A 13,921-nucleotide genomic window follows, 5' to 3' on the forward strand; every position below is an offset into this window, starting at 1 on the left:
CACCGGGCGCGACAGCTTGGCCGGCCCGCGCGGCCGGGGCACTGCCCCTGGCCACCGGCGGGGCCCGCTCCGCAAAGAGCGCGCATGCCGAGAGCCTGGTGACGGTCGGCCCGCCGCCTTGGAGCTATATCGCCACGGCGCAAGCCTATGACGACGAGATGCGCCAGCGCATCGCGCTGCACCGCTCGCGCCGCGGCGCCGGCTGGACGACCATCGATGCGCCGCTCGACCTTGCCGGCGCGATCGGAGCGCTGCCTGACGGCCAGCCGGTGCTGATCGATTGCCTGACGCTGTGGCTGACCAACCATATGCTGGCCGACCATGATGTCGAGGCCGAATGCCGGAGGCTGGCCGATGTGCTGTCGCGGCCGCGTGGGCCGTGGTTCGTGGTGTCCAACGAGGTCGGCCAGGGCATCGTGCCGGACAATGCGCTGGCAAGACGGTTTCGCGACGCCGCCGGCCGGCTGAACCAGGACGTCGCGGCTGTTGCCGGCACCGTGCTTTTGATGGTGGCGGGGCTGCCGCTCAAGGTGAAATGACATGGCTGATACTATCGATCCCAAGGACGAGGAACGCCACCGCGCCAAGATGGCCAAGCGCAAGGCGGTGCAGGACGCCGAGGTCGCGGCCAAGACGGTCAAGAAGGGGCTGCTGATCGTCAACACCGGACCGGGCAAGGGCAAGACCACGGCCGCCTTTGGGCTGGCGCTCAGGATGCTCGGCTATGGCAAGCGCGTCGGCGTCGTTCAGTTCATCAAGGGCAAATGGCACACCGGCGAGAAAGACGCCTTTGCCGCCTTCGGCGACCGTGTCGTCTGGCACGCCATGGGCGAAGGCTTTACCTGGGAGACACAGGACCTGAAGCGCGACATCGCGGCGGCCGAGGCTGCCTGGGCGAAAGCGCTGGAGCTGATGGCCGAGCCGTCGATCAGCCTCGTGGTGCTCGACGAGCTGAACATCGCGCTGCGCTACGACTACCTCGATCTCGAAAAGGTGGTCGCGGCGCTGAAGGCGCGTCGCGAAGGCCTGCATGTCGTCGTCACCGGCCGCAACGCCAAACCGGTATTGGTCGAGGCGGCCGATCTGGTCACCGAGATGGGCGTGACCAAGCACCACTTCTCCGCCGGCGTGAAGGCGCAGCAGGGGATCGAGTTCTGAGGGGTGTTGCTGGCGCCTCTTCTTCCTTCTCCCCTTGTGGGAGAAGGTGGATTGGCGCGCAGCGCAAAGACGGTTGAGAGGTGCTGGCCGGGGCGCTGTTGGTGCCAAGCTGGAACACCCCTCATCCGGCCGCTTCGCGGCCACCTTCTCCCACAAGGGGAGAAGGGAAAGCCGCACGAAGCGGCTCGCCCCTGGAATGGTAAGGGTGAGGGGCGGCGCCGACCTGACGCGATTATTTGAGGCGTAGCCTTATTTTGTTCTTGCTTTGTGCCGGCAGCTATGCTACTAATTTGGCTATGGTGCTAATTGGGCTCCAACGACCCGTCGCTTGGCGGTTTTTGTTTCGCCTGAGATCGGGCGAAGATCACAACAGAATTACGACCGTCGAGATTACCCCAAACAGTGCGATCAGCAGAAAATCGGCGATCCGGTAGAGTTTCAGTGCCGCCGGATCTCAGGGATAGAGTTCTGGTCGCTTGCGAAGCTGGAGATTGTTCGTGGACCAGGCGGTAATCGTCTATCTTATTCTCAATGATGGTCAGTTTGGTGCCGCTGACGAACGCGAATCCATTTATGCGCTCGAGGATCGGCTAGAGAAAGCTATCGAGGATGCATCGGTCGGCGAGTTTGACGGTGACTTGTTTGGTGAAGGCGAATGCATCCTTTACATGTATGGGCCAAACGCTGAACGACTTTTTGTCGTAGTCGAACCCTTATTGAAATCTTCTCCCGTAGCTGCCGGTGGGTACGCGATCAAAGGTTTGGCGTGGAAGCCGATCCGAGCGCAAAGGAAGTCCGTGTTACCTGGTAGGTCGGGTTTGCCGACCCATTCGGACGTTCACGCGGCGATGACGATCACCGCGACCACGCCGAACAGCGCGATCAGCAGTAAGTCGGCGACGCGGTAGAGTTTCAGCGCCCGTCGGATGTCGGTGCTCTCGACATCATCGCGCCGGCCGCCTTCGCCCATCAATGCGTCTTCGACCATGACGCCGTCATAGGAACGGCGGCCGGCGAGCGCCAGGCCGAGCGCGCCGGCCATCGCTGCTTCCGGCCAGCCGGCGTTGGGCGAGCGGTGTTTTTTCGCATCGCGCCGCACGGCGTGCCAGGCGCCCTTGGCGTTGGCGCCCTTGACCAGAAAAGCGGCGAGTACGATCAGCAGCGCCGTCAGCCGCGACGCCGGCAGATTGATCCAATCGTCGAAGCGCGCCGCCGCCCAGCCGAAGGCTTCGTGGCGCGGGGTGCGATGGCCGATCATCGAATCGGCGGTGTTGGCGGCCTTGTAGGCGACGCCGCCGGCGAGCCCGCCGATACCGAGCCAGAAGGCCGGAGCGACGACACCGTCGGAGAAATTCTCGGCCAGGCTTTCGATCGCGGCGCGGCAGACAGCGGCCCTGTCGAGCTTTTCCGGGTCGCGACCGACGATCCGCGAGACGGCAATGCGGCCTATATCCAGTCCGCCGCTGTCGAGTGCGTCGGCGACCGCTTCGACATGCTCGGCCAGGCTCTTCTGCGACAGCAGCGACGTCGCCAGGATTGCGGTGACCAACCAGCCGAGGGGAATGCTCCAAAGCAAGGTTTCGAGCCAGAGGGCGAGGGCGGCCGGCACCAGCACGATCACCAGCAGCGCGACGACGCCCCAGCGGCGACGGTCGGCGTCGGAATCAGTGGCGCGGTTGAGCCTGCGGTCGAGAAAGGATATCAGCCTGCCGAACCAGGTGACGGGATGGCCAATGGCATCGAAGAGCCGGGCCGGGTAGCCGAGTACAAGTTCGATGGCCAGCGACAGGAAAGTGATCAGGATCGGCATGAAGTCTCTTGATGGAGTGACGGCGGCAGTTGACCACGGCGGAAGCCTTGGCCGGGCGAGGGCGCTTTTCCCTCACGCGCCGCTGCCTTTCGTCGACCTCTCGACCGGGATCAATCCGCACTCCTACCCGCTTTTCGATTTGCCCGCCACCGCCCTGTCGCGATTGCCGGAAACAGCGCGCAGCCGCGACTTGGCTGAACGCGCGGCCCGCGCCTATGGCGCCCCGTCGGCGACGAATGTCGCAGCGGCGCCCGGCACGCAGATCCTGTTGCCGCGCGTCGCTTCCCTGGTCAGCCCGGGCACGGCGCTGGTGCTCGGGCCGACTTATGCCGAGCATCGGCGGGCAGCGGCGATCGCCGGCCATGCGGCGGCTGAAGTCCATGATTTCGAAGCCCTGGCGGCGGCCGACCTTGCCGTCGTCGTCAATCCCAACAACCCGGACGGGCGCGTCGTCGAGCGCGAAAGATTGCTTCGACTTGCCGGGATATTGCGCGCCAGAGGTGGGCTGCTGGTGGTCGACGAGGCCTTCATGGATGTCGGCCCGCGCAGCGAAAGCCTGGCCGGCGACGTCGACCAGGGCGGCATCGTCGTGCTGCGTTCGTTCGGCAAGTTCTTCGGCCTGGCCGGCCTGCGGCTTGGCTTTGCACTGGCCGATGCGCTGACGGTCGAGCGGCTGGAGGCGCAATTCGGGCCATGGGCGGTTGCCGGGCCGGCGCTCGAATATGGCATAAGGGCGCTTGCCGATACCGGCTGGCAGGCCGGGATGCGGCGCCGTCTGGCCGAGGATGCCGCGCGGCTCGATACGCTGTTCGGCCGCTTCGGCGTGCCTGTCGCCGGTGGCACCGCGTTGTTCCGCTATATCAGGCTGGCGGGCGCCGCCGGCCTGTTTTCGGTGCTCGGCCAGCGCGGCATCCTGCTTCGGCATTTCGCCGATCGTCCGGATGTGCTGCGCGCCGGCCTGCCGGGAGCCGATGAAGAATGGCGGCGGCTCGAATCCGCACTTGCCGGCTGGGCCTCGCGGCGCGACGATGATGCCAAGGGAGAAACTACCCAATGATCCACGTCTGCTCGCTGTCCAAAGTCGAGGAAACGGTAACGAAGACCGGGGCCGGGCGGCTTCTTTCGCTGCTCGCTGCCGGAACGGAGGTGATGCGACCGGCCTCGATCACCAGGGAAAACCATCTGCATCTGGTCATGCATGACATTGCGGTGGCGCAGGAGGGCATGACCATGCCGGGCGAGGAGCATGTCTTGAACCTGCTCGATTTCGCACGCCAATGGGATCGCTCGCGGCCGCTGGTGGTGCATTGCTATGCCGGCATCAGCCGCTCGACCGCCTCGGCCTATATCATCGCGGCAGCCTTGGCGCCGAAGCGCGACGAGGTCGAGTTGGCCGAGACTCTGCGCAGGCTGTCGCCCACGGCGACGCCCAATCCGCGGCTGATCGCGATCGCCGACACACTGCTCGATCGCAGGGGCCGGATGATCGAAGCGATCCAGGCGATCGGGCGCGGCGCGGATGCTTTCGAAGGCACGCCGTTCGAATTGAAAATCTGAGCCTAAAAATCCAGGAAAATGCGCAGGAGTTCTAACACACGGCCAAGGGGCGAATGATGATCGGGAGAATTTTGGCCATCGTTGTTGGCGTGGTCTGCGCGACAGGCAGCGCCATGGCCGCGTCCATGCCGGCTCTCAAGTCGATCGACCTGGCAGCGCTCCAAGCCACTGTCGAGGGTTTGGCCAAGGAACTTATGCTGCCCGGTGCCATGGTTTTGCTCAAGACTCCGCGGGGCAACCTCATCTTCGGCTACGGTACGACTGAACTGGGTGCCACGAACCCGCCGCGCGCCGATACCCACTTCCGTGCGGCCTCGAACACCAAGACGATGACCGCCGCTGTCATCGTGCAACTGGTGCAGGAAGGGAAACTGAGCTTCGCCGATCTGATCTCGAAATACGTCCAGCGCGTTCCCAACGGCGACGAGATAACCATTCGGCAGCTCATAACAATGCGGAGCGGCCTCCCTAACTTCACCAATGCGCCGGAACTTGCCGAAAGCCTGGACAAGTATCCTTACAGGGTATGGACCGCCGATGAAGTACTCGGCATGGCGTTCAAACGGCCGCCGGACTTCGCGCCGGGTGCCGGATTCGAGTACAACAACACCAACTACTATCTGCTCGGCCTTGTTGCCGAGAAGATCGACGGCAAGCCGCTCTCGACCATCTTCCGGGACCGCCTGTTCGGGCCGCTCGGCATGAAGAACACCGCGTTGCCGCCGAGCACGTCGAACGCCATCCCCGAGCCATACTCAAGCGGCTATCTCTACGGCAGTACTTCGTACGCCCTGGCTGATGCGCCCTATCCGGACGACCTCCAGGCTGCGGCCAGGGCGGGAACGCTCAAGCCCAACGACGACACATGGCAGAACCCGTCCGCCTACTTTGCGGCTGGCGGAGTCATCTCCACCGCGGATGACCTCGCGACCTGGATGCGCGCGCTGGTCGGGGGCAAGCTCTTCAATGCCGACTTCCAGCGGCAGTGGCTTGCAAGCCCTGAGGCGCCGGAGCCGGGCGAACCCGCCATGCAAAAATATGGCTATGGCATCCTAACGCTGACTTTCGGGCCTAACGAAATCTACTATCACGAAGGCGAGATGCCCGGTTACCAGTCCTTCATGGGCTACGATCCGGCCAATGATGTCACCCTGGTCATATGGACCAACCTGACTCTCGCGCTCGACGGCCAGGCGACCGCCAACACCTTGATGGTGAAGATACTGGACGAAATCTACACGGTGTCGCCGCTTCAAGACGTGAAGTGAGGATCCTCGCGCGCGAATGGAATCGCCCCTCGTGAGCGAGGCCTGATCTGGTGGGATCAAACACCTACGCCAACCAATCCGCCAGCTTTGCCTTGCCCACGTCCCTCAGCAGGCCGATGAAACCGTCGGCCTGATGCTCGGCGGTGAGCCGGCCTTTTTCGGCGGTTGCAATGCTGGCGTCGCCGACCACGCCATTCGGGTTGAGGTCGCTGGCGATCCAGGCGAAGGCGTGTGTTCCAGTGTGGCGCAGCAGCGCAAATTCCTTTTCGGCGCGGGCGACCTTGGACACGAAATTGTCGGCCTTCCCCATGTCGACGAGGTCGGGCCGGAAGTGCAGCATCAGCGAGGTCTCGACGTCGCCGCCATGAATGCCGTGGCGGTCCTCGAGCTCGGTGTACATGCCGGCCGGCCGGCCAAAACGCTGCCAGCTGGTCTTTACCGCCAGCATCTTTGCCCGCACGCGCAATTCGCGGGTGACGATGCCCATGATCTCCTCATTGCCGCCATGCGAGTTCACGACAATCAGTTTTCGGACGCCGGAACGCGCGACCGACAGGCCAAGTTCGGTCCACGCCTCGACCAAGGTCGTCGCCGGCAGGGTGAGGGTGCCCGGCGCATGCAAATGCTCGTTCGACTTGCCTACCGCCTGGACCGGCAGGATGCGGATGTCGAGATCGCCGGGCAGGCGCGCGATCACCGTTTCCAGCATGCCGTTCATGATCGAGGTGTCGGTCGAAACCGGCAGATGCGGCCCGTGTTGTTCGATCGCTGCCAGCGGCAGAACGGCAATGGTCGTCTCAGGATCGACGGTCGCGTATTCGGTGGTCCGGTAGTCACCCCACCATACGCGTTTTTTTGCAGTGGTCATGTCATGCCTCTTGAACCGACAAGCCCAGACCTAACGCGGGAACGATCGGCTGTCGATCATCCCGCCGCAATCACCTCGATCTCGACCTTGAATTCCGGCCGGGCAAAACCGGACACGATCATCAGCGTCGAGGCCGGCGCCGGGCTGGCGAACAGCCGGTCGCGAACCTCCATATAGGGCCGCAGGAAGGCGCGGTCGGTGACGTAGGTGTTGATGCGGACGATGTCGGACAGGCCGAGCCCGGCCTCGCCGAGAATCGCCGATATGTTCCGGAAACAGAGCTCGGCCTGTGCGCCGGCCTCCTCGGGGATCTGGTCGTCCGGGGTGATTGCGACCTGGCCCGAACACAGCACCAGCCGCTTGCCGGGCGGCAGTTCGACACCATGGCTGTAGCGGGCGAAGGGCGGCTTGATCGACTTCGGCGTGAGAAATTTGAACATGGCAATCTCCGTTCACGGCAGCCTATCGCATCGGCCCGAAAATCGGGATCGATTTTCGGAAAGCACGATGCGAAGATTCAAAGTTTTAGAGCGTACTTTGTGCGTCCAAGTGGACGCACGTCGCTCTAAGGCCGGAGCGATGCGGGCATCAAGATGGCGGTGCATGTCACGAGGGCGATTGTGGACAGGCGATCAAAAAATAGGCACGATGCCTTTCGTACAGCATGACCCGTCCGGCCTTCGCGCCGCCATTGCTCAGGCGGGCATTGCACAAGCGGGCGGTCCCGGCGCAACGCGCCGGTGGCATGTGTCTTGCTTCTTGAAACAATGGTGTCGAGCCCGACGCGTGACGCGCCGGAGCGAACAAAGGGTGGTGTGGATGTACGGAAAACTCAAGATTTCGGCGGGCGTGATCGTGCTGCTTGGCGCAGGCACGCTTGCCGCGGCAGCGAACGAAAAAGTCACCTTCGGCACCAACTGGCTGGCCGAGCCGGAGCACGGGGGTTACTACCAGGCTGTGGTGGACGGCACCTATGCCGCCTGCGGCATCGACGTGACGATCATGCAGGGCGGCCCACAGGTCAGCGGCCGGCCGCTGCTTCTGGCCGGCAAGATCGATTTTTACATGGGCGGCAATCTGCTGTCGGCCTTCGATGCCGTGCAGCAAGGCATACCGATGCGCGTCGTGGCGGCCGACTTCCAGAAGGACCCGCAGGTCATCATGTCCCATCCCGGGCAGGGGCTGGATAAATGGGAAGACCTGAAGAACGCCGACCAGTACATCCTTGGCGACGAAGGTGCGCAGACCTTCTTCCAGTGGATGGTCACCGACCTCGGCTTCGATGCCGCCAAGCGCGTGCCCTACACCTTCAACCCGGCGCCGTTCATCGCCAACAAGAAGTCGATCCAGCAGGGTTACGTCACCTCGGAGCCATTCGCCGTCCAGAAGCAGGGCGGTTTCACGCCGAACCAGTTCCTGCTGGCCGACTATGGCTGGGACACATATGCAACGACGGTCGAGACCATGCAGGAGACGATCGACAAGCGTCCCGAGGTGGTCCAGTGCTTCGTCGATGGCTCGGCCAAGGGCTGGTACAATTATCTCTACGGTGACAACAAGGCCGCCAACGAGATGATCAAAAAGGAAAATCCGGACATGACGGATGAGCAGATCGCCTTCTCGATCGAGCAGCTGAAGAAGTTCGGCGTGGTCGATTCCGGCGACAGCGAAAAGCTCGGCATCGGCGCCATGACCGATGCGCGCATCCAGAGTTTCTACGACAAGATGATCAAGGCCAAGGTCACGCCGGCGGGCATCGACATCAAGAAGGCCTACACGCTGGCCTTCGTCAACAAGAGCGTCGGGCTCGACCTGAAGAAGTAGGCCGTGAAGCTGGAGAAAGTGGCGCAACAGCCAGGAAGCATACCAGGGCCGACGCTGTTGGCGCTGCGCGGTGTCGGCAAGGTGTTTTCCAACGGCGTCACCGCGCTCAGCAATGTCGAGCTGACGATCCGGGAAGGCGATTTCCTCAGCCTGCTCGGGCCGTCGGGCTGCGGCAAGTCGACGGCGCTGCGGCTGATTGCCGGCCTGTCGACGCCGACCTCGGGCGTGCTCGACTGGCGCGGCAGCGGTGCCCTCGAGCGTTCGAATATCGGCGACCGTTCAAATATCGGCTTCGTCTTCCAGGAACCGACGCTGCTGCCCTGGGCCGACGTCTTCGACAATGTCTGGCTGCCGCTGCGGCTGAAGGGCGTGTCGCGTGCCAAGGCGGCGCCGGCGGTGATGGAGATGCTGGCGCGGGTTCACCTGACCGGCTTCGAGAAGGCCGTGCCGCGCGAACTGTCGGGCGGCATGAAGATGCGCGTCTCGATCGCCCGCGCCATGGTGACCAAGCCGCGTATTCTGTTGATGGACGAGCCGTTCGCCGCACTCGACGAGATCACCCGCTTCAAGCTCAACAACGACCTTCTCGAGCTATGGCAGGATGAGCGTTTTACCGTCGTTTTCGTCACCCACAGCGTCTTCGAAAGCGTATTCCTCTCCAACCGCATCGTCGTCATGGCGGCGCGGCCGGGCCGGGTGTTTGCCGAGCTTGCCGTCGATGCATCCTATCCGCGCGACGAGGCGTTTCGCACCTCGCCCGACTATGCCGCGCTCTGCCGCCAGGCATCCGACGTGCTGATCGGCGCCATCAACTCAACTGCCGGACCGCATCATGACGGCCTTTGAAGAACCAGTCCTGGCGCTCGACCCGGAGGAGGCGCGCCGCGTCCGCCAGGAGCGCTTCGAGCGCATCGGCAGATGGCTGCTGCCGCTGGCGATCATGATCCTGGCCATCTGGCTGTGGGACCGCATCTGTGTCTGGAACGACATCCCGAAATACATACTGCCGCGTCCCGGCGTGGTGCTGCAAACGCTGCACGACGATGCCGGGCTGCTGTTCTCCTCGCTGCTGGTGACACTCAGGATAACCTTCTTGAGCCTGCTTCTCGCCGTGGTCGGCGGTGTCGGGCTGGCAGTGCTGTTCGCTCAGTCGAAATGGGTGGAGATGTCGTTCTTTCCGTTCGCCATCGTGCTGCAGGTGACGCCGATCGTCGCGATCTTTCCGCTGATCAATATCTATGTCGACAACCAGACGACGAAGCTTTTGCTTTGCGCCTGGATCGTCGCCTTCTTCCCGATCCTCTCCAACACCACGCTCGGCCTCAATTCCGTCGACCGCAATCTGCGCGACATGTTCAAGCTCAACGGTGCGACCCGCTGGCAGCAATTGCGCTATCTGCGGCTGCCGGCGGCGATGCCTTATTTCCTCGGCGGGCTGAAGATCGCCGGCGGCCTGTCGCTGATCGGCGCGGTGGTGGCAGAGTTCGTCGCCGGCGCCACCGGCCAGTCGTCCGGCCTAGCCTCGCGCATCATCGAGGCCGGCTACCGGCTCAACGCACCAAGACTGTTCGCGGCGCTGATCCTGATCTCGCTCACCGGCATCCTGATCTTCCTGGTGCTGTCGCTGATTTCGCATCTCATTTTGCGGCGCTGGCACGAGAGCGCGCTGAGGCAGGAGCGGTGATGGTGCCGTGTTTTGTAGGCAAAAGCTGCCTGTCGCCCATCCCGGCGTCAGCGCTGCCCCTCATCGCCCTGCCGGGCACTTCTCCCCGTATAGTGACGGGGAGAAGGACGCCTTCCTCGACGATCTCGCCCATCACCAGCGTTGCTGAAAGTGCGCCGCGGTCGCGGTCAGCCTCTTCTCCCCGTCTCTATACGGGGAGAAGGTGGCGGCAGCCGGATGAGGGGCAGCGATGACCTCTGCGATGATCCCCAAATCCGGCCAATTCGTCCTCTCCAAGGTCCGGCTTCACGCCTCCCTGACGCCCGGTCTTGCCGCTCCTTCCGACGCCGACGGTTTTGCACTCGCAGATATCGCGGTCGCCGACGGCAGGATTTCCAGCATTGCGGCGCATCGGCGATCGGCAGCACCGGCGGACGCCATCGATCTCGGCGGCCGCATCGTGCTGCCGTGCTTTGTCGACTGCCACACCCATATCGACAAGGGCCATATCTGGCCCCGAAAGCCCAACCCGGACGGCACCTTCATGGGCGCGCTGAATGCGACCGGCGCTGACCGGGCGGCGCGCTGGAGCGCCGACGACGTTGCCCGCCGCATGGATTTTTCGCTGCGCTGCGCCTACGCGCACGGCACCAGGGCGCTGCGCACGCATCTCGACAGCGTCGCGCCGCAGGAAGAGATCTCCTGGCCGGTGTTCGAGACGATGCGGGAGAAATGGCGCGGCCGCATCGAGCTGCAGGCGGCCTGCCTGCTCGGCATCGAGGGCGTGCGCGACAGGAAATGGTTCGAGAGGCTGGCCAAACGGGTGGCTGCCGCCAAGGGCGTGCTCGGCGTCGTTACCTACATGGTGCCGGATCTCGAAGAATTGCTCGACCAGGTGTTCGCGCAGGCGATCAAGCACGGCCTCGACCTCGATTTCCACGCCGACGAGACCGACGATATCGCGGCGATCTCGCTGAAGAAAATCGCCGAAGCAGCCCTTTGGAACGGTTTTGACGGGAACATCCTGGTCGGCCATTGCTGCTCGCTGGCGCGCCAGCCCGACCTCGACGTGCTCGACACCCTGGACAAGGTCGCCAAGGCCGGCCTGGCGGTGGTGTCGCTGCCGATGTGCAATCTCTATCTGCAGGACCGGCGAGGCGACAGGACAACGCCGCGCTGGCGCGGGGTGACGCTGCTGCACGAGATGAAGGCGCGCGGCATTGCCGTCGCGGTCGCTTCCGACAACACGCGCGACCCGTTCTATGCCTATGGCGATCTCGACATGCTGGAGGTCTATCGCATGGCGACGCGCATCCTGCATCTAGACCATCCCGTCGCCGACTGGCCGCAAGCGGTGACTTCGACGCCGGCCAAGGTGATGCGGCTCGATGGTGTTGGCACGCTTGCCGCCGGAGCGCCGGCCGATTTCGTCGTCTTCAAGGGGCGGAGCTGGACGGAATTGCTGTCACGGCCCGAATCGGATCGCATCGTCGTGCGCGACGGCCGGGCGATCGAGCGCCAGCTGCCCGATTATGCCGAACTCGATGATCTGATGGTGGAATGATGGATATTGCGGCGCTCAAGCGCGACCTGGACGGTTTGAAGATCGACGACCATCCGGCGATCGTCCAGCAGAAGAGCCGCGATTTCTACTGGTACAGCCCGGTGCTGAAGCAGCAGCTCGAGCACGTCACCGGCGACCTGATCGTGACGCCGAAAACCGAAGACGAGGTCGTCCGCATTCTCGCCGCCTGCCACCGGCACGGCGTCCCGGTGACGCCGCGCGGCAGCGGCACCGGCAATTACGGGCAGGCGATGCCGCTGTCCGGCGGCGTCGTGCTCAATCTCGCCGAGATGAACGCGGTCAAGATGATCGCGCCGGGCCGTGTCGTCACCGGCCCCGGCGCCGTGCTCGCCGACATCGACAGAGCGACGCGGGCGCATTCCGGCCAGGAGCTCCGCATGTCGCCGTCGACCTACAATACCGCATCGATCGGCGGCTTCGTCGCCGGCGGCTCCGGCGGCATCGGCTCGATCCGCTGGGGCGGACTGCGCGACCTCGGCAACGTCATCCGGCTGAGGACCGTGACGATGGAGGCTGAGCCGCGTGTCATGGAGCTCACCGGCGAGGACGTTCTGAAGGTCATGCACGCCTACGGCACCAACGGCATCATCACCGAAGTCGAGATGCCGCTGACCGCCAGCTATGACTGGATCGACGTCATCGTCGGCTTCGACGATTTCATGGATGCGGCCGGCTTCGGCAACGACCTCGCCATCCAGGACGGCATACTGGCAAAACTGATCACGCCGATCGCAGCACCGATCCCCTACGATTACTTCAAGCGCCACCAGCGGTTTTTCCGGCGCGGCCAAAGCATCGTCGTCCTGATGATCGCACCGCATGCGATGGATGCCTTCCTCGCCTTCACGGCGCGCAGCAAGGGCGAGATCGTCTTCCGCGCCGACAAGGAGGCCGATCTCAAAGGGCTGCCGCCGGCCTATGAGCTGACCTGGAACCACACGACGCTGCGTGCCATCCGGGTCGATCCGACGATCACCTACCTGCAGACCCGCTACCCGTCGCCGGACCACCTCGGCCACGTCAAGGCGATGGTCGACCGCTTCGGCGACGAGGTGCCGGCGCATCTCGAATTCATCCGCTTCGACGGCGCCATCGGCATCGCAGGGCTGCCGCTGGTGCGCTTCACCACGGCGGAGCGGCTCGACGAGATCATCCGCATCCACGAGGACAATGGCTGCTGGATCTTCAACCCGCACCGCTACACGCTGGAAGAAGGCGGCATGAAGCGCACCGACGAGGTGCAGCTCGCCTTCAAGCGCGAAACCGACCCGCAAGGGCTGCTCAATCCGGGCAAGATGATCGCCTGGGAAAACCCGGATTACGACTATCGCTCGGGCAAGTCGTTCCTGTTCAAGGGGCTGGAGAAGGCGGGTTGAGACGATGACGGGCGTGTGGCGCTGTACCCCCCTCTGGCCTGCCCTCTTTGCCACCACTTGGCATCTCCCCCTCAAGGGGGGAATTTGGCAGTTCCATCGTCTCGACCATCTTCCAACGTCGTCAACTGGCGAAAGCGATACTGACAGCCGATCTCCCCACTTGAGGGGGAGATGGCCGGCAGGGCAGAGGGGGGTGCTTGGTGCCGACTTGCGAGATGTTCTCCTGTGAACGTCCTCGTCCTCTACGCTCATCCGGTGGAGACCAGCTTCAACGCCGATCTGCACCGGACGATCGTCGAGCGGCTGAAAGCGGCCGGCCATGTGGTCGACGACTGTGATCTCTATGCCGAGGGTTTCGATCCCAGGCTGACGCACGCCGAACGGATGTCCTATCACGACGAACGCAGCGACGGCGATCCGGCGTCAGCCTATGTCGAGCGCCTTCTGCGGGCCGAGGCGCTGGTGCTGTCGTTTCCGGTGTGGAACTTCGGCTATCCGGCCATTCTGAAAGGCTTTTTCGATCGCGTCTTCCTGCCCGGCGTGTCGTTCAAGCTGGTCGACGGCAAGGTGCAGCCGTCATTGCACAACATCCGCAAGGTGGTCGCGGTCACGACCTATGGCGGCAGCCGGTTCCGAGCCATGCTGATGGGTGACCCGCCGCGCAAGCTGGTCAAGCGGGTGCTGCGTGCGACGATCAAGCCCGGCGGGTCGGTTTCCTACCTTGCGCATTACTCGATGAACCTGTCGACAGAGGGCAGTCGGACCAGGTTCGTGGCGAAAGTCGCGGCCAGGATCGACGCGTTCTGAGGTGC

General features: G+C 63.8%; 15 protein-coding genes. 12 read left to right on the top strand and 3 right to left on the bottom strand.

Annotated features, from left to right (window positions below):
- Positions 1-41: 41 nt before the first annotated feature.
- The 3 genes from cobU (at position 42) to NKI72_RS08215 (ending at position 2,066) form a co-directional block, all read left to right on the top strand.
- On the top strand, positions 42-539 hold the full coding sequence (gene cobU, locus NKI72_RS08205; protein WP_352850057.1) for a bifunctional adenosylcobinamide kinase/adenosylcobinamide-phosphate guanylyltransferase: 498 nt from the start codon (positions 42-44) through the stop codon (positions 537-539).
- A gap of 1 nt (position 540) precedes the next feature.
- Entirely contained in the window at positions 541-1,158 is a 618-nt protein-coding gene (gene cobO / locus NKI72_RS08210; RefSeq protein ID WP_352539635.1) for a cob(I)yrinic acid a,c-diamide adenosyltransferase, read from the top strand.
- Between the two features lie 497 nt (positions 1,159-1,655).
- Complete coding sequence (locus tag NKI72_RS08215; protein ID WP_352831088.1) at positions 1,656-2,066, top strand: hypothetical protein; 411 nt, start codon at positions 1,656-1,658, stop codon at positions 2,064-2,066.
- Here the strand turns inward: NKI72_RS08215 and cbiB are convergent.
- A complete protein-coding gene (gene cbiB, locus NKI72_RS08220; RefSeq protein WP_352539636.1) occupies positions 1,997-2,968 on the bottom strand; it encodes an adenosylcobinamide-phosphate synthase CbiB in 972 nt (323 codons plus the stop codon). The genes NKI72_RS08215 and cbiB overlap by 70 nt on opposite strands.
- On the opposite strand from cbiB, the gene cobD reads away from it, so the two are divergent.
- The 3 genes from cobD to NKI72_RS08235 all read left to right on the top strand — a co-directional run bounded on the left by cobD (position 2,967) and on the right by NKI72_RS08235 (position 5,793).
- The gene (cobD, locus tag NKI72_RS08225) at positions 2,967-4,025 is read left to right on the top strand and encodes a threonine-phosphate decarboxylase CobD (RefSeq protein ID WP_352850034.1); all 1,059 of its coding nucleotides are present in this window, start codon (positions 2,967-2,969) and stop codon (positions 4,023-4,025) included. The genes cbiB and cobD overlap by 2 nt on opposite strands.
- Positions 4,022-4,525, top strand: a complete 504-nt coding sequence (locus NKI72_RS08230; protein WP_352539638.1) for a tyrosine phosphatase family protein — start codon at positions 4,022-4,024, stop codon at positions 4,523-4,525. Before cobD ends, NKI72_RS08230 begins: the two co-directional genes overlap by 4 nt.
- 71 nt (positions 4,526-4,596) lie before the next feature.
- Positions 4,597-5,793: a serine hydrolase domain-containing protein gene (locus NKI72_RS08235; RefSeq protein ID WP_352850037.1), complete on the top strand. Its 1,197-nt coding sequence runs from the start codon at positions 4,597-4,599 to the stop codon at positions 5,791-5,793.
- Positions 5,794-5,857: 64 nt separating this feature from the next.
- Here the strand turns inward: NKI72_RS08235 and NKI72_RS08240 are convergent, their stop codons facing one another.
- Together NKI72_RS08240 and NKI72_RS08245 are read right to left on the bottom strand one after the other, a co-directional pair.
- Positions 5,858-6,661, bottom strand: a complete 804-nt coding sequence (locus NKI72_RS08240) for a creatininase family protein (RefSeq protein WP_352747869.1) — start codon at positions 6,659-6,661, stop codon at positions 5,858-5,860.
- A 56-nt stretch (positions 6,662-6,717) separates the two neighbouring features.
- The gene (locus NKI72_RS08245) at positions 6,718-7,101 is read right to left on the bottom strand and encodes a RidA family protein (protein WP_352617542.1); all 384 of its coding nucleotides are present in this window, start codon (positions 7,099-7,101) and stop codon (positions 6,718-6,720) included.
- Positions 7,102-7,480: 379 nt separating this feature from the next.
- Here NKI72_RS08245 and NKI72_RS08250 point away from each other — a divergent pair, with 379 nt between their 5' ends.
- The 6 genes from NKI72_RS08250 (at position 7,481) to NKI72_RS08275 (ending at position 13,916) form a co-directional block, all read left to right on the top strand.
- Entirely contained in the window at positions 7,481-8,485 is a 1,005-nt protein-coding gene (locus NKI72_RS08250) for an ABC transporter substrate-binding protein (protein ID WP_352470264.1), read from the top strand.
- A gap of 3 nt (positions 8,486-8,488) precedes the next feature.
- Positions 8,489-9,331, top strand: a complete 843-nt coding sequence (locus tag NKI72_RS08255; protein ID WP_352850038.1) for an ABC transporter ATP-binding protein — start codon at positions 8,489-8,491, stop codon at positions 9,329-9,331.
- Positions 9,318-10,169 (top strand): ABC transporter permease, encoded by an 852-nt coding sequence (locus NKI72_RS08260; RefSeq protein ID WP_352681639.1) that lies wholly within the window; start codon positions 9,318-9,320, stop codon positions 10,167-10,169. The genes NKI72_RS08255 and NKI72_RS08260 overlap by 14 nt, the downstream gene beginning before the upstream one ends.
- Positions 10,170-10,410: 241 nt before the next feature.
- The gene (locus NKI72_RS08265) at positions 10,411-11,712 is read left to right on the top strand and encodes a cytosine deaminase (protein WP_352831284.1); all 1,302 of its coding nucleotides are present in this window, start codon (positions 10,411-10,413) and stop codon (positions 11,710-11,712) included.
- Complete coding sequence (locus NKI72_RS08270) at positions 11,709-13,109, top strand: FAD-binding oxidoreductase (RefSeq protein ID WP_502907722.1); 1,401 nt, start codon at positions 11,709-11,711, stop codon at positions 13,107-13,109. Before NKI72_RS08265 ends, NKI72_RS08270 begins: the two co-directional genes overlap by 4 nt.
- 225 nt (positions 13,110-13,334) lie before the next feature.
- Entirely contained in the window at positions 13,335-13,916 is a 582-nt protein-coding gene (locus tag NKI72_RS08275; protein ID WP_352831082.1) for an NAD(P)H-dependent oxidoreductase, read from the top strand.
- The last annotated feature ends 5 nt before the right edge of the window (positions 13,917-13,921 follow it).

It is taken from the genome of Mesorhizobium sp. M0437, from assembly GCF_040321335.1.
Taxonomy (GTDB): Bacteria; Pseudomonadota; Alphaproteobacteria; order Rhizobiales; family Rhizobiaceae; genus Mesorhizobium.

Excerpts from the sequence above, each read along its gene's own strand:
- cobO (WP_352539635.1), top strand. The coding sequence starts at position 541 with ATGGCTGATACTATCGATCCCAAGGACGAGGAACGCCACCGCGCCAAG.
- cobD (WP_352850034.1), top strand. The coding sequence starts at position 2,967 with ATGAAGTCTCTTGATGGAGTGACGGCGGCAGTTGACCACGGCGGAAGC.
- cbiB (WP_352539636.1), bottom strand. The coding sequence starts at position 2,968 with ATGCCGATCCTGATCACTTTCCTGTCGCTGGCCATCGAACTTGTACTC.
- NKI72_RS08230 (WP_352539638.1), top strand. The coding sequence starts at position 4,022 with ATGATCCACGTCTGCTCGCTGTCCAAAGTCGAGGAAACGGTAACGAAG.
- NKI72_RS08240 (WP_352747869.1), bottom strand. The coding sequence starts at position 6,661 with ATGACCACTGCAAAAAAACGCGTATGGTGGGGTGACTACCGGACCACC.
- NKI72_RS08245 (WP_352617542.1), bottom strand. The coding sequence starts at position 7,101 with ATGTTCAAATTTCTCACGCCGAAGTCGATCAAGCCGCCCTTCGCCCGC.
- NKI72_RS08250 (WP_352470264.1), top strand. The coding sequence starts at position 7,481 with ATGTACGGAAAACTCAAGATTTCGGCGGGCGTGATCGTGCTGCTTGGC.
- NKI72_RS08260 (WP_352681639.1), top strand. The coding sequence starts at position 9,318 with ATGACGGCCTTTGAAGAACCAGTCCTGGCGCTCGACCCGGAGGAGGCG.
- NKI72_RS08265 (WP_352831284.1), top strand. The coding sequence starts at position 10,411 with ATGATCCCCAAATCCGGCCAATTCGTCCTCTCCAAGGTCCGGCTTCAC.
- NKI72_RS08270 (WP_502907722.1), top strand. The coding sequence starts at position 11,709 with ATGATGGATATTGCGGCGCTCAAGCGCGACCTGGACGGTTTGAAGATC.